General features: G+C 38.5%; 18 protein-coding genes. 12 read left to right on the top strand and 6 right to left on the bottom strand.

The window, feature by feature from the left end; all coding sequences use genetic code 11:
- Positions 1–180 precede the first annotated feature (180 nt).
- On the top strand, positions 181–1,644 hold the full coding sequence (gene putP, locus AB1284_RS04420) for a sodium/proline symporter PutP (protein WP_429751341.1): 1,464 nt from the start codon (positions 181–183) through the stop codon (positions 1,642–1,644).
- A 174-nt stretch (positions 1,645–1,818) separates the two neighbouring features.
- Positions 1,819–2,196: an Ig-like domain-containing protein gene (locus AB1284_RS04415; protein ID WP_429751343.1), complete on the top strand. Its 378-nt coding sequence runs from the start codon at positions 1,819–1,821 to the stop codon at positions 2,194–2,196.
- A gap of 52 nt (positions 2,197–2,248) precedes the next feature.
- On the opposite strand, the gene AB1284_RS04410 is transcribed toward AB1284_RS04415, so the two are convergent.
- Positions 2,249–3,160, bottom strand: coding sequence for a DMT family transporter (locus AB1284_RS04410; RefSeq protein ID WP_429751345.1), 912 nt, complete (start codon positions 3,158–3,160; stop codon positions 2,249–2,251).
- 140 nt (positions 3,161–3,300) lie between these two features.
- On the opposite strand from AB1284_RS04410, the gene AB1284_RS04405 reads away from it, so the two are divergent.
- From AB1284_RS04405 to AB1284_RS04385, 5 genes are all read left to right on the top strand, one after another.
- The gene (locus tag AB1284_RS04405; protein WP_429751346.1) at positions 3,301–4,032 is read left to right on the top strand and encodes an alpha/beta hydrolase; all 732 of its coding nucleotides are present in this window, start codon (positions 3,301–3,303) and stop codon (positions 4,030–4,032) included.
- 236 nt (positions 4,033–4,268) lie between these two features.
- Entirely contained in the window at positions 4,269–4,787 is a 519-nt protein-coding gene (locus AB1284_RS04400) for a YjcG family protein (protein ID WP_429751348.1), read from the top strand.
- A gap of 1 nt (position 4,788) precedes the next feature.
- On the top strand, positions 4,789–5,211 hold the full coding sequence (locus tag AB1284_RS04395; RefSeq protein WP_429751349.1) for a GNAT family N-acetyltransferase: 423 nt from the start codon (positions 4,789–4,791) through the stop codon (positions 5,209–5,211).
- 321 nt (positions 5,212–5,532) lie between these two features.
- Positions 5,533–7,596: an ATP-dependent helicase gene (locus AB1284_RS04390; RefSeq protein ID WP_429751350.1), complete on the top strand. Its 2,064-nt coding sequence runs from the start codon at positions 5,533–5,535 to the stop codon at positions 7,594–7,596.
- Positions 7,597–7,729: 133 nt separating this feature from the next.
- Complete coding sequence (locus tag AB1284_RS04385) at positions 7,730–9,262, top strand: glycosyltransferase (RefSeq protein ID WP_429751352.1); 1,533 nt, start codon at positions 7,730–7,732, stop codon at positions 9,260–9,262.
- Positions 9,263–9,382: 120 nt separating this feature from the next.
- Here the strand turns inward: AB1284_RS04385 and AB1284_RS04380 are convergent, their stop codons facing one another.
- The gene (locus tag AB1284_RS04380) at positions 9,383–9,565 is read right to left on the bottom strand and encodes a cytochrome C oxidase subunit III (protein ID WP_429751354.1); all 183 of its coding nucleotides are present in this window, start codon (positions 9,563–9,565) and stop codon (positions 9,383–9,385) included.
- A 64-nt stretch (positions 9,566–9,629) separates the two neighbouring features.
- A complete protein-coding gene (locus tag AB1284_RS04375; RefSeq protein ID WP_429751356.1) occupies positions 9,630–9,989 on the bottom strand; it encodes a DUF1360 domain-containing protein in 360 nt (119 codons plus the stop codon).
- Between the two features lie 135 nt (positions 9,990–10,124).
- Between AB1284_RS04375 and AB1284_RS04370 the strand changes: the two genes are divergently transcribed.
- Positions 10,125–10,571, top strand: a complete 447-nt coding sequence (locus AB1284_RS04370; RefSeq protein ID WP_429751358.1) for a CotY/CotZ family spore coat protein — start codon at positions 10,125–10,127, stop codon at positions 10,569–10,571.
- Positions 10,572–10,624: 53 nt separating this feature from the next.
- Here the strand turns inward: AB1284_RS04370 and AB1284_RS04365 are convergent, their stop codons facing one another.
- Positions 10,625–11,416 (bottom strand): CotO family spore coat protein, encoded by a 792-nt coding sequence (locus AB1284_RS04365; RefSeq protein ID WP_429751360.1) that lies wholly within the window; start codon positions 11,414–11,416, stop codon positions 10,625–10,627.
- A 358-nt stretch (positions 11,417–11,774) separates the two neighbouring features.
- Between AB1284_RS04365 and AB1284_RS04360 the strand changes: the two genes are divergently transcribed.
- Together AB1284_RS04360 and AB1284_RS04355 are read left to right on the top strand one after the other, a co-directional pair.
- Entirely contained in the window at positions 11,775–12,272 is a 498-nt protein-coding gene (locus AB1284_RS04360; RefSeq protein WP_429751362.1) for a hypothetical protein, read from the top strand.
- 767 nt (positions 12,273–13,039) lie between these two features.
- Positions 13,040–13,921: an exosporium glycoprotein BclB-related protein gene (locus AB1284_RS04355; protein ID WP_429751363.1), complete on the top strand. Its 882-nt coding sequence runs from the start codon at positions 13,040–13,042 to the stop codon at positions 13,919–13,921.
- Positions 13,922–14,400: 479 nt separating this feature from the next.
- On the opposite strand, the gene AB1284_RS04350 is transcribed toward AB1284_RS04355, so the two are convergent.
- Complete coding sequence (locus tag AB1284_RS04350) at positions 14,401–15,315, bottom strand: NAD-dependent epimerase/dehydratase family protein (protein WP_429751365.1); 915 nt, start codon at positions 15,313–15,315, stop codon at positions 14,401–14,403.
- Between the two features lie 238 nt (positions 15,316–15,553).
- On the opposite strand from AB1284_RS04350, the gene AB1284_RS04345 reads away from it, so the two are divergent.
- Complete coding sequence (locus AB1284_RS04345) at positions 15,554–16,060, top strand: hypothetical protein (protein WP_429751367.1); 507 nt, start codon at positions 15,554–15,556, stop codon at positions 16,058–16,060.
- A 110-nt stretch (positions 16,061–16,170) separates the two neighbouring features.
- Here AB1284_RS04345 and AB1284_RS04340 read toward each other — a convergent pair whose 3' ends face one another.
- Positions 16,171–17,232, bottom strand: a complete 1,062-nt coding sequence (locus tag AB1284_RS04340; protein WP_429754353.1) for a glycosyltransferase — start codon at positions 17,230–17,232, stop codon at positions 16,171–16,173.
- A 199-nt stretch (positions 17,233–17,431) separates the two neighbouring features.
- Here AB1284_RS04340 and AB1284_RS04335 point away from each other — a divergent pair, with 199 nt between their 5' ends.
- Positions 17,432–19,747, top strand: coding sequence for a Gly-Xaa-Xaa repeat protein (locus AB1284_RS04335; protein ID WP_429761849.1), 2,316 nt, complete (start codon positions 17,432–17,434; stop codon positions 19,745–19,747).
- The last annotated feature ends 4 nt before the right edge of the window (positions 19,748–19,751 follow it).

Here is a 19,751-nt window from a genome sequence, read left to right as displayed (position 1 = left end):
AATACTCTATAAAAATAGCTGTTTATTGTCAGAAAGTTTTATATCACAAAAAATAAAATACCACCAAAAAACACTTACATTTCTGAAAATTCTTATTTGTGCATGGAATTTTATACATAATTATGCTAGATTATAGTTATGAGGTACATCAAAAGATACTACTTACGAAAGGGGACTTACATGAATACACAGATTTTAATTTCAATTTCGATCTATATGATTGGGATGTTAGTAATTGGCTACATTGCCTACAAACGAACATCAAACTTAACAGATTATATGCTTGGCGGGCGTACATTAGGTCCCGCAGTAACAGCACTAAGTGCAGGCGCTGCTGATATGAGCGGATGGCTGTTAATGGGATTACCCGGTGCTATGTTTGCAACAGGTCTAAGCAGCAGTTGGATTGCGATTGGCTTAACACTCGGCGCTTACGCAAACTGGCTATACGTCGCTCCTCGCTTACGTACCTATTCTGAACTGGCAAACAACTCGATTACAATTCCAGAATTTTTAGAACATCGTTTCCATGACAAATCTCATATGCTACGCCTTGTTTCCGGACTTGTTATTATGATTTTCTTTACATTTTATGTAGCTTCGGGATTAGTTTCAGGTGCTGTTCTATTTCGTAATACATTTGGAATGGACTATCATATGGGACTTTTCATCGTTGCCGCTGTTGTTGTAGCTTATACGTTATTTGGAGGTTTCTTAGCTGTAAGTTGGACAGACTTCGTGCAAGGGATTATTATGGTTGTCGCACTCGTTTTAGTTCCAATTGTAACAATTATGCATGTAAATGGTCTTGGGCCAGCATTTCATACCATTCGTTCTATCGACCCAACATTATTAAATATTTTTAAAGGTACTTCTGTACTTGGCATTATTTCCTTATTCGCTTGGGGTCTTGGTTATGTTGGACAACCTCATATTATCGTTCGCTTTATGGCGATTTCATCTGTAAACGAATTAAAAAGCGCTCGCCGTATCGGAATGAGCTGGATGATTTTCTCTATCGTCGGCGCTATGTTTACTGGACTAATCGGGATTGCATATTATGCTGACATGGGCAAAAAATTAGCAGATCCAGAAACGATTTTCCTTGAGCTTGGAAATATTTTATTCCACCCACTCATTACCGGCTTTTTATTAGCTGCCATTTTAGCAGCAATTATGAGTACTATTTCCTCCCAGCTTCTTGTTACATCAAGTGCTGTCACAGAAGATTTATACCGAACATTTTTCCGCCGTTCTGCAACGGATCGCGAACTTGTTTTTGTAGGACGTATGGCCGTTCTTGTCATTGCGTTAGTCGCAAGTGGACTTGCCTTTAAACAAAATGGCACAATTTTAGCACTTGTTGGTTATGCTTGGGCAGGTTTTGGTTCTTCATTTGGACCAGTCATTTTATTAAGCCTATACTGGAAGCGAATGACGAAATGGGGCGCTCTTGCTGGTATGATTGCCGGGGCAACAACCGTTATTACGTGGACACAATTTCAATTTTTAAAAGATATGTTATATGAAATGATTCCTGGTTTCGCTGCTAGTTTACTTGCTATTATCATTGTAAGCCTATTAACAAAACCAGCAGAAACCGTTCAAAAAGACTTTGAAGAATTCGAAAAAATAGCTTCTTAATCTCAGAAAAAAATAATCCCTGCCTCTATGGTATAGCAGCAGGGATTATTTTTTTCTCGCTTACATACTGAATTTTCTGGAAATTAACAAAATCTTTATGTTATCTTAAATTAATCCTAACATTTTTTATGTATAGTATAACTAAGAACATTATACAGAAGGGAGACCACTCACATGTTATCATCATTTCGCCTACAAAAACACTTTACAACATCTTCATATGCTAAAACACAAACAGATACACCTCATATTAAACTTGTTCCTTCTGTTGTGCCGGTCATCGGCGTACAACTAAACAAAGCTAAATTAAAGCTAAAAACTGGACAACGTGCAGAACTCACAGCAACTGTTCTTCCTTCTCTAGCAAGTAACCAAGAGCTAATTTGGACGAGCTCTAGTCCTCATATTGTAGAAATTAGCACTTCAAAGCATAAAACAATCGTAACAGGAAAACAAGCTGGACGAGCTGTTATTATTGTCACAACTGCAGAAGGAAAATTCCGTGACCTATGTACCGTCCACGTTCAGCCGTATATGACACAACCAAAATAAAATGAAACTCCCAATAGCGGGAGTTTCATTTCTGTTCAATGCATGGTAATAACTACGTCTTTTGCGTATATACTGCACCTTCTACTCGCTCTTTATATGCGCTCTTTTGCTGTTGTACTAAAAATAGACCTACACCGCATAATACAAAAAAACTTCCTACTACTTGCATTACATTTAGTTTTTCACCTAGTAAAAAGAAAGCAAGAATTGTTGCACCAACAGGCTCCCCTAAAATACTCATAGATATTGTCGTCGCATTCACATAACTTAATAGCCAGTTATGAATCATTTGAGATACAGTTGGTACAGCTGCAAGTAAGAAAAATACTGTCCAGTCCCCGGATGAATAACCTGTAAATGGAATTTGCAGTATCATATTATACGCACTTAAAAATAAAGCTGCAAATGTAAAGACCGTAAAACTATATATCCAGTGGGACACTTTTTTCACTGTTGTTTGCCCAATGAACAAATATCCAACCACTGCAATTACACTTAAAAATGATAGTATATCTCCTAATATAGCTTCCCTACTTAGTCCTAAGTCTCCCCATCCAATACACCCTACACCAATAATTGCAATTCCCATTGTCGCAAGTGCAACAAATGTTGTTCTTTCTTTAAATAGGAAAAATCCTCCCACAAGAGATACGAGCGGCTGCAGTGCTAAAATAATCGTTGAACTTGCAACTGTTGTAAATTTTAACGATGCAAACCACAGAAGAAAATGTAATGCTAAAAAGAAACCAGACCCAATTAAGAATCCCCAGTCCTTCTTCTGAATTCTTGTAAATTCCTCTCTTCTCTTCCAAACAATAGGAAGCATAATAAGCACAACAATCCATAAACGATACATACTTAAAATAGAAGATGGTGCTGTAGACATTTTTACAAAAATAGCCGCAAATGAAATCGTAATAATCGAAATCGCTAACGGCAGAGCAATCGATTTTGGCTGCTTCATATGTCATCTCCTTATCCATGAAAAATTCCTATTTCATTATATCTCCTTTCTTCGATTACTGAATACTAATTTTTTAGATTCTTCTCATTCTTATGCTAAAATAAAATTGTAGTAACTTTTAAATTAGGGGAGATTACACGATGACACAAACAATAGGGAAAATTGAAGAACTTACATTTTACAGTAAATCATTGCAAGAAGAAATTTCGCTTCTCGTTTATTTACCAGCAAACTTCACGCCGCTTCATAAGCACACCATTGTAATTGCACAAGATGGAAGAGATTATTTTCAACTCGGTAAAGCACATCGCGTGATAGAATCACTTCGTGAAACAGAAGAAATTGATCGAACTATTATTGTTGGTATTCCATATAAAGATGTACACGACCGAAAAGAAAAATATCATCCAAACGGATCGCAAAATGACATGTATATTCGCTTTTTAGCTCATGAGCTTGCTCCATATTTAGATGAGAAGTACCCAACGTATCAAATGGGAAAAGGCCGCGTTTTAATTGGAGATTCTTTAGGTGGTACAGTTTCATTTATGACAGCTCTTATGTATCCGCATACATTCGGTAAAGTGATTATGCAGTCACCATTCGTTAATGAATCTGTATTAGAACGTGCCAAAACGTTTACGGAGCCGCAAACATTAGATTTATACCATATTATTGGTACAGAAGAAACAAATGTAAAAACAACAGATGGCAACATTTCTGATTTTGTAGCACCAAACCGAGAATTGCATAATCTTCTTATTGAAAAAGGATTTACAACCTATTACGAAGAGTTTAATGGTAATCACACATGGAAATATTGGCAAAAAAACTTGCCACATGCGTTTTCTCATATGTTATCAATAAAGTGAAACTTCCTTCAGTGGGCGCTTTTTCCACTGAAGGTTAGTTGAAACAATCGGGCGCATGCCAGGAGTTATTCCCCACCTATCTTCTTCGCTTCTCTCAATCTTGAAGTGGGGGTCTTACTGCTCGCGAATAGCGGGATGAAATAATACGAAGTATTTTTCAGAATCATCTGATATAATGAAAAAGAGTTCTTTTTTCACAAAACATTTTACGTTCAGACAAAGGGAGGAATTTAGAGATGAAACTAGGTATTGTAATTTTTCCATCAAAAATGATTCAAGATAAAGCAAACGGTCTGCGTAAGCGTTACGATCCACATTATGCATTAGTTCCACCACACATTACATTGAAAACACCTTTTGAAGCGGCTGATGAACAGTTAGAAACAATTGTAAAAGAGCTGCGTACAATCGGAAGCAAAACAAATCCGTTTACACTACATGTTGGAAAAGTGAGCTCGTTTGCACCTGTAAATAATGTTATTTACTTTAAAGTGGAAAAAACACCAGAATTAACATTTCTAAATGAAGAAATGCATAGCGGTATATTCACACAAGATCGCGAATATGCTTTTGTGCCACACCTTACAATTGGACAACAATTATCAGATGCTGAACATGCTGATGTTTTAGGTCGCCTAAAAATGAAAGATTTCTATTATGAACAACCAATTGACCGTTTCCATTTAGTATATCAATTAGAAAATGGGACATGGACAGTATATGAGACATTCCATTTAGGAAAGGAGCAACAGTAATTTGCAAATTATTGTCGTACAAAATGAAAAGCAGCTAGAAGATGCATTTTCTGTTCGCAAACAGGTTTTTGTGGACGAGCAAAATGTTTCGGCCGAAGAAGAATACGATGAATATGAAGATGTCGCAAAACATGTTGTTTTATACGATGAAGGTGTTCCAGTTGGTGCTGGTCGTTTTCGCATCGTTGACGGCATAGGAAAAATGGAACGTATTTGTGTCCTATCCTCCCATCGTCAAAAAGGGGCCGGGAAAATCATTATGAATGCGTTAGAAACTCTTGCGAAAGAGGAAGCTCTTCCAAAACTAAAGCTTCATGCTCAAACACATGCTGAGCCGTTTTATAATAAGCTTGGATATGAAACAATTTCTGAAATGTTTATGGAAGCTGATATTCCGCATGTTGTGATGATAAAAAAACTATAAAAGAAGCGCCATGTTTGGCGCTTCTTTTCATTTTCCCTCTAATTCTTTAATGGAAAAATAACCTTAATTTCACCATATAAATCCATTTTATTTTTTCAACATGTAAGTCGCGGCTATGTCAAACAAACGGTGACATGCACTCGTTTTCTCTCTTTGTTTTCATATTGCACGGGGCAGGAAAAGGACCTGACCGCTTCTATGCATGGCCAGTTCCTCTCGCCTCACCTAAAAAGAAAGAGGTTTTTAGGTCGTTTTTACATTGCCATTTCCCCTATCTTCCGATAAAGTTATAAGTTGATGCTACTTATTGAAGGTGAAATTATGACTAAGGAAAATTTTTCGCAAAAATCATTAACACATTCGAATATACCTCGCGCAACTTATCATATTCCTAAAACATCTACCGAATTAATTGATCAAAATGATGCGGATGTTACCTATTTTCGCGCTCTTGAAAAACAAGGAATACATTTAAATGAAAAACAATTAGAAGCTGTTCGTCAGACAGAAGGACCCGTTCTCACATTAGCTGGCGCTGGCAGTGGAAAAACGTCTGTCTTAACAACACGCGTTGGCTATTTAGTTAACGTAAAGGGTGTTCACCCGCGCAACATATTGCTGCTCACATTTACGCAAAAAGCAGCGGAAGAAATCCGAAGCCGCGTAGCAACATTACCTGGTATGACACATGCAGCGGGCCAATATCTTGTTGCTGGAACATTCCACTCAGTTTTCCTAAAATTACTTCGCAGCCAAGGATACAACCAACAAATTTTAGCAAACGAAAAGCATAAGCAAATTATTATAAAGAAAATTTTAAAAGAACTTCGTTTAAAAGATGACTATGATGCAGAAAGTATGCTAGCAATGATTTCACTTGAAAAAAATAAATTAAATAGACCAAAAGATGTACAGGCCAAAACACCCGTTGAACGTGAGTTTCAAGAAGTATATCAACGCTATGAAGACGTAAAGCAAAGTCATCGCTATCTAGATTTTGATGATATTTTACTTGAAACGTTTTATTTACTAGAAAATAATGCGGCATTATTAACACAGCTGCAAGGACGCTTTCAATATATTGAAGTGGATGAATTTCAAGATACATCATACGCCCAGTATGAAATTGTAAAACTATTAGCAGCACCGCAAAACAACTTATTTATTGCAGGCGATGACGATCAAGCGATCTACGGCTGGCGCGGAGCTAGTCATCAAATTATTCTTTCTTTCCCAAAAGAATTTGATGATACAACCATTATTACTTTAAATACAAACTATCGTTCAAACCCATACATTGTCGGACTTGGTAACGAAGTTATTAAGTTGAATCAAGAACGATTTAACAAAGAATTGTACACCGTTCACGAAGAAGGCATACAACCATTTTATTCAAGACCAACGACAACATTAGATGAAGCCAATCAAGTGCTGCAACTTATTCAAGATAAAGTAGCAAGTGGTGAACGAAACTATACCGACTTTTGTTTGTTATACCGGACACATTCTGTAAGCCGTTCCTTACTCGATCAGCTTACGATTCATAAAATTCCGTTTGTCAAATATGGGGCAAGCCAATCGTTTTATGAACACTCGCTTATTAAACCTGTATTAGATCAACTACGTTTGGCTTTTGAACCATTTCGCTTAGAATCACTCGCAAGTATTTTGCCAACGATGTATATCGGGCGCGATGAATGTATATCGTTTATCGAAAGAGAACAATGGAAATACGGTGAAGGTCGCTTCCCTTCCCTTTTACATTTTCTTTTACTTAATCCCAATCTAAAGCCGTTCCAAGTAAAAAAAATTAATGATCGTATTGATTTCTTGAAATTTATTAAAGAGCTCGAACCGAAAAAAGCATTAAAAGAAATCATTAAAGGAAAAGGGCAATACTTAGAATATCTGCAAAGCAATGACCGTTCTTCCTTTACGATGCAAAAAGAAATACAAGAAGAAATGCTTGAAGAACTTATTGAATCTGCAAATCGTTTTTCAGACATTCCAGCGTACTTAGAATTTATAAACACAGCTATTCAAAATCAAAAAGAAATGGAAACATTAAAAACACGGACGCAGCAAGATGCCGTCTCGCTTATGTCTATTCATAACGCCAAAGGCCTTGAATTTCCATGTGTTTTCTTACTCGGTGCAAGCGATGGGATATTACCGCACGCTTCCTCCTTAAAAGACGCAACCGATCGCGTCACCGATACTTCGGAAGCATTAGAGGAAGAACGCCGCTTAGCATATGTTGCTATTACGCGCGCAAAAGAAGAATTATACATTTCTTCTCCGCAATTTTTTAGAGGGAAGAAACTTGATGTTTCTAGATTTTTGTTCCTAGCACGAAACGATATATCAAGTTCCACAAAAAAATAATACCAGAAAAAACATCTCCCTTATTTCATAAGTTGGAGATGTTTTTCAATCTTTTACACATGTATTTTATTTTTCCTTATATATGTAAAACGAAAGCAATCTAACGTAAATGAAATAAGAAGGGAGAACTGATATGTCATCAAATCATCTTTCATTATTAACAACACATTTATTCGTTTCAACAGAAAAAGTATGGGATGGATTGAAAGAAATGATATCTAAGCTTGAAGAAAGCGGCATCACAGTAAAAAAATACGAAGCATGTGATACGTTATTAGATGTACATCCAAAACATCCACGTGTCTATGTCTCATTAGGGGCAGATTGGAAGGAATTCCAAACATTAAATACGTTACCTCTTCACGAAAGAAAACGTTGGTTACATTTCCATTCTCCAACTCAAATTCAATCCTTTACATTATTTAACTGTTGGCTTAGCTATACGGACCCTCTTCCTACAAACCGAAATGTTGCTCCAACTCAGTTTTCTTCAAACACTCCTTTAGTATCTATATTTACAGCTAGTTATCGGTCAAAAGAAAAAATTCAGCGCCCTTATCGCTCTCTATTAAATCAAACGTATTCAAACTGGGAATGGGTAATTGTAGATGATTCAGGTGATTCTGATGAGACATACAACCAATATTTACTTCCTTTACATGATTCACGTGTAAGAAGATATCGCCAAGATTCCTGCAACGGCTATATCGGATCCGTCAAGCGTTATGCAGCAGGATTATGTACAGGAGAAATTTTAGTGGAATTAGACCATGATGACGAGTTAACTCCTAATTGTCTTGAGAAAATCGTCCATACATTTCAGCAACATCCTGAATGTGGCTTTGCTTATGGTGATTGTACAGAAGTATATGTGGGAAACCATAGAGCTCATTGGTATGGTTGGGATTGCGGTTTTGGATATAGCGTGTATTACCGAGTTTGGGTCCATGAAATGAATCGCTGGCAAAATGTTTATAAACAAACAGCGATTAACGGGAATACAATCCGTCATTTGGTCGGTTTACCGAATCATCCTCGTGCGTGGACGAGAGATTGTTATCATCAGATTGGAGGTCACCGGGAAGAGCTATTGGTTGCAGACGATTATGACATGCTAGTTCGGACATTTCTTTGTACGAAGTATGTCGCTATTCCTGATTTACTCTATATCCAATATCGGAATGAAGGTGGAGATAACTCTACTTTTCTTAGAAATCGACAAATTCAGGTCCTCTGTAAAGAACTAAAAAATTATTATCATCAAAGAATTTATAAGAGGGTGAACGAACTGGGTTTACCTGATAATGTACCATATAAACGTGTATGGGAGACAGATGCGGATCATCCCGCGCGGAAATCTGCTCATATTATTCATGAAGATTCTTCTAGAGTATCAATCTTGTTTCCGATTCCTTACTCTTATCCTGCAAAAGAGCATGTGGAATTATTTAGGACTCTTCAAAAGGGGATAGAAAACAATTTTAAAGAGATTGAAGTCGTAGTTGTAGGTCGTATCCCTCCAGAAATTTATACCTTTGCGTCAAAAGCGCCTATGGGAACCATCCGATGGTGGCCAATGGAGCCGGATGATTCATTAGAAACGTGTATTCAGTATGCTGAGTTTTGTGCTTCTTGTGTGGAAAAAATAGTTGTGTTACCCGTTTGAATAATCTTATTCTTACGAGCTACGAGAACTTGACTATCAAATTCTAGAAACACTAAAAGGAAAGGCTGACATCTTTCTCCTGTCAACTTTTCCTTTTACGCTTCAATATTAGTCATTCTTCTACCATTTTTTCTTCCCGCCACAGTTACAACCTTTTTTCTTTACATATCCCTGCTGTTCCAGTTGCTGTTGTTGCTGTTGTTGCTGTTGTTCTTGCTGCGCTTGTTGCTGTTGCTGCATTTTGTACCAATATTGAAGATTATTGTATGGGTTAGGTTGCTGATAATTCGCCATGGCAAACATCTCCTCTATTTTTTAACGCTCTCTTTACTATATGAACAACCTTTCTGTTTCGTTCCTTCATTTCTCAATTCCCCACCATTCGACTCACAATTGTCTCAATAATCGCCGCAACCCCAGCAACTGCTAATAACAAAATAATTGGCTCTGCTACTTTAGGAATCCATTCATAACACAAAAGCAATAGAGCGCTCACCCATATTCCTGTACACCAATAGCAACTTAACAATTCACCAAAAAATTTACGTATGCCTGTTTCTCTTATTTTCATGTACGTTGAAACCGTACCATCCTCTTCTGTAATCTGTATTTCTTCAATAAAAGGCGCACGAATAAAAGACGTAATCTTATCATATACAAGAAGATGTGTTAACCGAAATACTGCGAATGAGAAAATAAAAAACATAAGCCAACTCTCAAAAACCAAGGTCCTCATCCCCTTTTCTTGTCCTCTAAATACAGGCTTATCCATTGAAAAAAACAACTTGAGAGCAGTAACAGATTTACCCTGCATTCAATATTCTAATAGTGTAATCAAAACTTATGATAAGGAGTGAAAAGAATGGGTAACAATGATGACAAGAAGAATTTACGCATCAATTGCGTAACTGATGTTGTAAACTTCATCAATGAATTACAAGATTGCGCGACAGGCACATGCCCAACAGGATGTGACGTTCCATTCCTTGGTGCACATCAAGGCTCTAGAATCGCAAACACTCGCCCATTTGTGTTATATAATGGTCAAGGGGCTGTATTCAGTGTATATATTCCTTCTAATGGTCCAGAATTTTTATCTTCCATTCTTCGCGTAGAAAGCGTAGATGACTGCTATGCAGTATTACGTGTATTAGAAGTACCAGATGTACCAGCTGGCCAAAATGCAATTTCTTACTTTTTAAACACCCCTACCGCTACATTACAAGCAACACCTGCTGTTATAACTGTTGATTTAAATTGTTTCTGTGGAATTCAATGCCTACGTGACGTACACGTTGCAGGCGTATAATGTGTAAACCAAAAAACTATTGAGGTGGTAGGAATCCTACCACCTTTTCCGCATTATAATCCCGTCATGCGAATCGAAACTACATCTTCTATATTCAAGGAAAAATTCCCAATGTTTCCTGGTACCACCATTTGCAGCACTCTATTTTCATAAGAAGTAATCACCCCTATATAAGAAGCCCTTTCTGTTTTCACTATACATTTCACATTTGGTATATAATGAGGTCGATGTAACAAGAAATAAACCTTCTCTTCGTTATTCATAGCTTTAAACGATTTATTCTGCCATGTGATACTTGAAGATTTTACAAATTGTTTATCGTTTTGTTTTGGTTGATTCTCTTCCGCTGCATTCGCGTGCGTGTTATGTTGATCAACGACATCCTCCGCTACATCCGTTTGCATGGTTTCTTGATCAATGACATCTATCTCCTCTACATCCGTTTGCATGGTTTCTTGATCAATGACATCTATCTCTTCTACATCCGTTTGCATGGTTTCTTGATCAATGACATCTATCTCTTCTACATCCGTTTGCATGGTTTCTTGATCAATGACATCTATCTCTTCTACATCCGTTTGCATGGTTTCTTGATCAATGACATCTATCTCTTCTACATCCGTTTGCATGGTTTCTTGATCAGCTACGTTTATCTCCTCAACAATATGGTGAGTCTGTTCACTATTTTCAACATTATCTATTTCGTTTCCCTCTGTTTCAGCCGTTTGTTCTGTTTGTTTTACAATCACACTCCGCTGCATATGGCGCTGTAGTTTATATAAATCCAAATGTTGTGTATATAATAACGGTTGATTTTTCTCTTTCTTTATTTGTTTTTCCGCCATCCTCAATCCTCCTTTTTACTGAAACGTGCGTTATTACAGTTATATTCATACAAAGTGAAGAAGTTTCATTAAAAATCGATTCTTTATCTATCTACATAAAGTATATTACCCATTGCCTTAAAATTAGAAATTGCTCTATAACACTTGTTATTTCCTTCATTTTTTATAAAAAAGATAAGAATGCGTCAACTTAGATAATTCAAATAAACTGAGTTACATTGTGATTTTTTTAAAATGTCCTATTTTGAGAGACAACCTATTACCATTTTCTTCATTATTCATAAAATGTATTGAAGTCACTATTTTGACAAAAAAGATTAAGGAGGATTTAAATTTAGGTAATAATCAAGATAAATTTATGCCATTTCCTTGTGCATTTCCTATACCAGAAATAGGCCCAACCGGACCTGCTGGGCCGACTGGGCCGACTGGCTCTATTTCGCTCTCTTATATCAGCGTTGCAGCCTACTTTAGCCAAACAGTTGATCCAAATGCAGATGTTGTTTTTAACATAATAGGGGCGACAAACAACGCTACATTTACAGTACCCAGCACAATAACAATCGGGGCAGCCGGAGATTATGAATACGAATATGGATTGGTAATACAAGGTCCATCAGTGGCAGCATATACAATAACTATTGGTGGAGTTCCAGACATCATCACTCCAATTTACGGATCAATCCAAACTTCTGGTGACGCCCAGATGCTTGTTGGACAAGGTATAAGAAGCTTCGCTGCAGGTGATCCAATTACACTTCGAAATGTTGGTACGACATCTAATGTCTTAATCGCTCATATAGATTCTGCGCTAACTAATTGTGCCTATTTGATACTAAAAAGAGTTGGTCCATAAAGTCTATGGGATATATTTAATGAAAAAATTTTAATTTCTTTTTCCGCGGCTGCTAATAAAGTTTCAGCAGCCTTTTTGTTTCTAATTCCTATGCAGTTGATAGAATCTAAGATTAATATAGGCTTCACGTATTACCAAAAGGGTTGACTGAACTAGAATCCGCGTTTAGAGCAATTAATGTTGGACCTCAAACTTTACACCCAACAATACAATATGATTTAAAGTCCAACGCAAGTACTTCAACATTCATCTCTGCACAAGGTGGAGTATACTCTATTATCCGAACAGTAGAACCTTTTCTAGATACCACCGCTATAAGTACTAGAATAACTATGTTTATTCTAGTAAACGGCATTCAAGTAACTAGGGAAATGTGTTTCTTCACTTCTAAAAAAGATATAATCTTCACATTTTATTAGTGCTTCTTCCATAAATGAAAGGAGCTTTGTTATTGAATTAAGTACACCTCATCAGGAATAACGTTATAAGCTTTTTTCTCTATCTTGTCTACTACTAATATCTCTGAATATCAACAAGAGGGTCAAAAAACCAAGAAAATTCTCAAAGTATATGTGTAATTCTTACGAAAAGATCAAATCAGATTACCTTCGCAAGAAAACAGAGTAATTTAGAAACATTTCAAGCCAAGGTGTAGTTTTAAAAAGAAAATGTCCCATTTTGTGAGACAACCTAGTACCATTTTCTTCATTATTCATAAAATATATTGAAGTCACTATTTTTATAAAAAGATTAAGGAGGTTAAAAATTTGGGTAATAATCAAGATAAATTTATGCCATTTCCTTGTGCATTTCCTATACCAGAAATAGGCCCAACCGGACCTGCTGGGCCGACTGGACCTCAAGGACCTGCTGGCGGACCTCAAGGACCTGCTGGTAGCACTGGACCTCAAGGACCTGCTGGCGGCACTGGACCTCAAGGACCCGCTGGTAGCACTGGATCTCAAGGACCTGCTGGCGGCACTGGACCTCAAGGACCTGCTGGCGGCACTGGACCTCAAGGACCTGCTGGTAGCACTGGACCTCAAGGACCTGTTGGCGGCACTGGACCTCAAGGACCTGCTGGCGGCACTGGACCTCAAGGACCTGCTGGCTCTAGCACTATCATTCCATTCGCTTCTGGTGTAACACCTATTACACCAGCTACTGCTTTAGGCGGAACTCTTGCTGTTGGAAGTGCTATTGGATTTGGGTCTTCTATTCCTAGTATCACTCTATCGGGAGCATCTCCTAATACTCTTACCCTTCCCCTAGGAGCAACTGAAGCATTTACAATGCCTCGCAACGGCACCATTGAATCAGTATGGGCGAACTTTACTGCTACAGGTCTTAATGTAACTCTTCCTCTTGGTGGTAGCGTCATCGTTGAAGCATCTTTATATATAAACACTGTAGCCAACAATAACACTAACGTTTTCACTCAACTTACAAGTACTGTTGTAAACTTAAGTCCAAGCATCACTTCCACAACTGTATTTCCTGTAAATCTCGCTGGTTCCAATACTACAGTGAGTCAAACAGTAACTGCTGGGGATCGTTTATTAATGGTCTTTTCCGTAATCGGTACTGGTGGTCTTACTGCTGTTGCTATTCTTACAGGTTTCGCAAGTGCCGGAGTTGAAATCGTTTAGTTGAAATATTTTCTGTAGTAAAGTTTTCATAACATCACTACACCTATTCAGCAAAACGAAAAATAAATAATGAGGAGGCTTTGCAGCCTCCTCATTATTTATTTTTCTTTGTCTGCTTATTTACATTGTGAGTATTAACATCTTTTTCAATCCGTTCATTTCTCCTAAATGAAGTAAAATTATACTTTATAATCATCCGCTTCAAAAATAAGATAGGAATTGTACTATTAATTCCTAATATCAGAAACCCTCAATTACCAACCTTTTTACTTACCCGATATTTATCGAAAATACAGATATTCCACAAAATATGCTTCTAGTGCATGGTTTCTTCTCATTTGCTACCGTGATTAATAATAAATCTGTGAAATTATAGAAAGTAGACATTTCTACAATTAGTAATCGACACTCCTGAGTGGCTTTAATACATCTATTTTTAAAACCATTTGTAATAGTTTTATAGAAGACATCAAATTCATTTATTTTTTTCGAAAGAAAGAAACAGTTTCTTCCAACCCTTGAAGTAATGAGAATTGTGGCTCCCAGTTCAAATATTTTCTAGCTTTATTGTTTAATAGAGAGCTATAAATAATATCTCCCGGTCTTTTCTCTTTATATATTCTCTTATCTTCTATTTTCATTACACTACAGATTATATTCAGCAATTCATTGACTGAAGTTTGTTGATTCGAACTAATATTACATATTTGATTGTCAGCATTCTTAATAGCTAAGAAGTTAGCATATGCTACATCTTTAACAAAAATAAAATCTCTCGTTTGCTTTCCATCACCATATATAATTGGACTATCATTCTTTAATAATCGGTCAATAAAAATAGAAATAACACCGGCTTCTCCATTTGCATCTTGTCTTGCGCCATACACATTAGAATATCTAAGAATTGTATACTTTAAACCTGAAAGCTTTGCAAATAATTGAATATAGGTTTCACTGGTCAATTTTGATAAACCATAAAATGATACAGGATTAAGATCATGATTCTCATCAATAGGTAAATATTTAGGATTCCCATATGCGGCAGCGGTTGATGCATAGATAAATTTTTTTACGTTATACTTTATACAAGATTGTAGAATATTTATAGTGGCCATAATATTTTCACTACAATCATAAAGTGGCTGTTTTACAGATTCCTGCACAGATACCTGTGCCGCTTGATGTATTACAAAGTCTGGTTTCTCTGTCATAAAAATTTTATCAATATCGGGATTACGTATATCAAAATGATAAAAAGCAGCTCTTGATGGAATGTTATACTTATGACCAGTAGTTAAATTATCAACAACCACTGTCTCTATATTATTTTCTAATAAGGTTTCAACAATATGTGAACCTATAAAACCCGCTCCACCTGTGACTAGAACTTTCAAATCCTGCCCCTCCCCCAAAGCGATATTTCCTTACATATAAGACAAGTAAAAATACTTATTTTTTAATTAAAGAAGTTAGCATTTCTACAAAATCAATATTGTTACAATTTATGTAAACTATACACATTTTGCTACAATTGGGCGCTCTTCTTATTTTTAGTGAAATTAGTATCTTGTCTATAACGTTTCACTTATTTTTTTCATTAAATAGAATGAGAATGTACGAAGGAGTGAAAATATGGATCCTTGCGAAAATTTCTTTGCTTTGCCAGTAAAAGAATTCCCTGCCTTTGGGATTGCTTTTTCGGCAAGTGATACACCTGTTTCTGTAGATCGACCAATTCCTTTACCAAGTAATAATACAAATCCAAACGTATCCATCCCTGTTCTTCTTGATGTAGAAAGTACTGGGCATGGGCTTATCGTCAAAAGATCTGGTATATATCAGCTTAGCTATACATTAACAGTCTCTTTAGATAATTCGTCAACTCCACCCGATGGCCGCGAATCTGCTACATTTTTCTTAACATTAAATGGTACCACTCTCTCTAATGCTATTCCTGGCTCTGGAACGGCTGTACGTACAACTTTCGATGACACAGGTCTAGTTGTAGTAACGAGTACTGTAATTTTAATTAACTTATACAAAAATGACTTAATACAAATTGTCCCTACAGAGATAGCTGACTCTGCAGGCACTGTAGATGTTCGCTCTGCTGCTTTAACGGTCACACAAATTGCTTAAAAACAAGGCCACCTCATATATTGTGAGATGGCCTTGTTTTTTCTCCTAAAAGTGAATCGATTTATCACATATTTATACATTTCTCATTATGAACTTTCTTATAAAGCAATTCATTCTTGTATATTGTCTTTGAATAGATTTTGAAAATATTCTCGGTTATATTTCACCGAAGCATGGTCCGGTACATATACTGCCGCTTGTTCATTATGATAATTTGCTTTCTCATTATCCCCTAACCGACTATAGCAAACACATAACTGTAAATGGGGAACCCATGTATAAGATGCATAATCTATAAATCTAGTTGAATCTTGAAACGGGACAGTAATCGCCCTCTCATACCAAAAGGTTGCTTGCTTGTAATCTCCTTTTTCCATAAATATGTGACCGGCGCGACAACAAATCTCTCCTCTTGGAATGTCATATTGAAAAGAACGAAAACATGCTTGCAGTGCTTCTTCCGGCTTTTGCAGTTGTTTATAGCAATCTGCTAATTTCCCACATGCATGTATACAATCTTCCATCCAACCTTCTTTCCCATCTAAAAACTGGTTATATAGTTCAATTGCTTTTTCATATTTTTGATGATCGACACATTCATTAGCATAATAAACGATATCTCTCGGTGTAAAAGTTTTTCCTTCCCTTAGTGCCTTCTCAAAAATTTGAAGATTACGATCCGTATGTTCTTTTTCTTTTTTATGCATAATAGCTATATCACTTTTCAATATATTTCCATAAACAGCTAAATATTCATGGACAAATCCAATCCACTGGAAGTTTCTCATCCGCTTTACTAAACGATTTCGGACAGAACTGTAAGTGGGTTTCCCATTTTCATCAACTGCAAGATAATACGACATGGCAACTGCATCTACATTACAATCCAGGTTTTCCTTCAATTGTAACAACTTATCTTTTTCTGTTTCTACTAAAACATCATCAGCGTCTAGCCATAAAATATAGTCCTTTGTTGCTTTCAAAAACGCAAAATTTCGAGCAGCTGCAAAATCATCTATCCATTCGAAATCATAAATATAAGGAGTATACTCTCTAACAATCTCTTTTGTTTGATCCGTTGAACCAGTATCTACAATAATAATTTCATCAACAACCGCTCGTACTGATTCTAAACATCTAGCAATTGTCTGTTCTTCATCTTTCACAATCATACATAAACTAATTGTAATGCTCTCCTTTACCAAAGCCCTTCCTCCTTTCCCCTTGTAGTATATGAAAAAAGAAAGGAAAATTTACTAATACAAATACATATATTCTAAATATAATGTTTTCGAAATAAATAAAACAACTATATCATTTCAATTCCCTCCTGCATTTAATATATAGTGAAAAACTTTTGGAGGTGAATTAATGAAAAATGAAAAATCCGCTAATCAATTTCATTCAATAGAATATATTGTTTCTGCTGTAATAGGTCCTACTCTGCCGCCAGTTCCACCTGGTGGACATACTGGACCTACTGGACCACAGGGACCTACTGGTAACACTGGCGCTACCGGGCCTCAGGGACCTCAAGGTACTACTGGTTCACAAGGACCTATTGGCTCTACTGGCGCTCAGGGACCTGTCGGTTCTCAGGGACCTCAAGGCGATACTGGTGCTCAAGGGCCTATTGGTTCTCAGGGGCCTCAAGGCGATACTGGCGCTCAAGGGCCTATCGGTTCTCAAGGGCCTCAAGGCGATACTGGCGCCCAAGGACCTATTGGTTCTCAGGGACCTCAAGGTGATACTGGTGCTCAAGGGCCTATCGGTTCTCAGGGACCTCAAGGCACTACTGGTGCTCAAGGGCCTATCGGTTCCCAAGGACCTCAAGGTGATACTGGTGCTCAGGGACCTATCGGCTCTCAAGGTGATACTGGTGCTCAGGGACCTGTCGGCTCTCAAGGACCTCAAGGTGATACTGGTGCCCAAGGACCTATCGGCTCTCAAGGACCTCAAGGTGATACTGGTGCTCAGGGACCTGTCGGCTCTCAAGGACCTCAAGGTGATACTGGTGCCCAAGGACCTATCGGCTCTCAAGGACCTCAAGGTGATACTGGTGCTCAAGGACCTATCGGTTCTCAGGGACCTCAAGGCGATACTGGCGCTCAGGGACCTGTCGGTTCTCAGGGACCTCAAGGCGATACTGGCGCTCAGGGACCTGTCGGTTCTCAGGGACCTCAAGGCGATACTGGTGCTCAAGGGCCTATTGGTTCTCAGGGGCCTCAAGGCGATACTGGCGCTCAAGGGCCTATCGGTTCTCAAGGGCCTCAAGGCGATACTGGCGCTCAAGGACCTATTGGCTCTACCGGTGCTCAAGGTGATACTGGTGCTCAAGGTGATACTGGTGCTCAAGGGCCTATCGGTTCTCAGGGACCTCAAGGCGATACTGGCGCTCAGGGACCTGTCGGTTCTCAGGGACCTCAAGGCGATACTGGCGCTCAGGGACCTGTCGGTTCTCAGGGACCTCAAGGCGATACTGGTGCTCAAGGGCCTATTGGTTCTCAGGGGCCTCAAGGCGATACTGGCGCTCAAGGACCTATCGGTTCTCAGGGACCTGTCGGCTCTCAAGGACCTCAAGGTGATACTGGTGCCCAAGGACCTATCGGCTCTCAAGGACCTCAAGGTGATACTGGTGCTCAAGGACCTATCGGTTCTCAGGGACCTCAAGGCGATACTGGCGCTCAGGGACCTGTCGGTTCTCAGGGACCTCAAGGCGATACTGGCGCTCAGGGACCTGTCGGTTCTCAGGGACCTCAAGGCGATACTGGTGCTCAAGGGCCTATTGGTTCTCAGGGGCCTCAAGGCGATACTGGCGCTCAAGGACCTCAAGGCTCTACCGGTGCTCAAGGACCTCAAGGCGACACTGGCGCTCAGGGACCTCAAGGCTCTACCGGCGCTCAAGGACCTCAAGGCTCTACCGGCGCTCAGGGACCTCAAGGCGACACTGGTGCTCAGGGACCTCAAGGCTCTACCGGCGCTCAGGGACCTCAAGGCGACACTGGTGCTCAAGGACCTATTGGCTCTACCGGCGCTCAGGGACCTCAAGGCGACACTGGTGCTCAAGGACCTATTGGCTCTACCGGCGCTCAGGGACCTCAAGGTGACACTGGTGCTCAAGGACCTATTGGTTCTACTGGCGCTCAAGGACCTCAAGGCTCTACCGGCGCTCAGGGACCTCAAGGTGCTGTTGTTGCAGCGGACGGATTCTCTGCTAATCTTTCAACATTCTCAGTACCTACAGGGGCTACAGGAGCTACACTCACGAGCTGGAGTACAACATCCCCTTATTACGGTAACGCTGCATTCAATGCTGCCACTGGAGTATTTACAGTCCCTACATCAGGAAGATATGTATTTGAGGCGACTATTAACTACTCAACACTTGCTGCGCTTTCTGTTTCACTCGGTCCAACTGTTAATCCAGCATTTGTTATCCGAAGAATCTCTCCAACTACAAATGATTTAATAAGTGGCTTATTCCCAATATTAGATGTAAACGTTGCACTAGTATTAACGCTTAGAGCTGTTCTCGGCGATGGAGCTGTAACATTAACTGGTGATTTAGACTTAAATGCCGGAGATCAAATTGCCTTATTCTATGTGGCAAATGGATTATCAATTGCTCTTAATTTAGGTGGCACCAATAGTAATGGTATTGTTTGGTCCGTTCATCGCATCACGTAACCTA

This window comes from Bacillus sp. S2(2024), from assembly GCF_050474045.1.
GTDB lineage: Bacteria > Bacillota > Bacilli > Bacillales > Bacillaceae_G > Bacillus_A > Bacillus_A yunxiaonensis.
This window is presented reverse-complemented; position numbering and strand designations above follow the sequence as displayed.

Bases quoted from the DNA above. Each gene is read 5' to 3' on its own strand.
- putP (WP_429751341.1), top strand. From the start codon at position 181: ATGAATACACAGATTTTAATTTCAATTTCGATCTATATGATTGGGATG.
- AB1284_RS04415 (WP_429751343.1), top strand. From the start codon at position 1,819: ATGTTATCATCATTTCGCCTACAAAAACACTTTACAACATCTTCATAT.
- AB1284_RS04410 (WP_429751345.1), bottom strand. From the start codon at position 3,160: ATGAAGCAGCCAAAATCGATTGCTCTGCCGTTAGCGATTTCGATTATT.
- AB1284_RS04405 (WP_429751346.1), top strand. From the start codon at position 3,301: ATGACACAAACAATAGGGAAAATTGAAGAACTTACATTTTACAGTAAA.
- AB1284_RS04400 (WP_429751348.1), top strand. From the start codon at position 4,269: ATGAAACTAGGTATTGTAATTTTTCCATCAAAAATGATTCAAGATAAA.
- AB1284_RS04390 (WP_429751350.1), top strand. From the start codon at position 5,533: ATGACTAAGGAAAATTTTTCGCAAAAATCATTAACACATTCGAATATA.
- AB1284_RS04385 (WP_429751352.1), top strand. From the start codon at position 7,730: ATGTCATCAAATCATCTTTCATTATTAACAACACATTTATTCGTTTCA.
- AB1284_RS04380 (WP_429751354.1), bottom strand. From the start codon at position 9,565: ATGTTTGCCATGGCGAATTATCAGCAACCTAACCCATACAATAATCTT.
- AB1284_RS04370 (WP_429751358.1), top strand. From the start codon at position 10,125: ATGGGTAACAATGATGACAAGAAGAATTTACGCATCAATTGCGTAACT.
- AB1284_RS04365 (WP_429751360.1), bottom strand. From the start codon at position 11,416: ATGGCGGAAAAACAAATAAAGAAAGAGAAAAATCAACCGTTATTATAT.
- AB1284_RS04360 (WP_429751362.1), top strand. From the start codon at position 11,775: ATGCCATTTCCTTGTGCATTTCCTATACCAGAAATAGGCCCAACCGGA.
- AB1284_RS04345 (WP_429751367.1), top strand. From the start codon at position 15,554: ATGGATCCTTGCGAAAATTTCTTTGCTTTGCCAGTAAAAGAATTCCCT.
- AB1284_RS04340 (WP_429754353.1), bottom strand. From the start codon at position 17,232: ATGATTGTGAAAGATGAAGAACAGACAATTGCTAGATGTTTAGAATCA.
- AB1284_RS04335 (WP_429761849.1), top strand. From the start codon at position 17,432: ATGAAAAATGAAAAATCCGCTAATCAATTTCATTCAATAGAATATATT.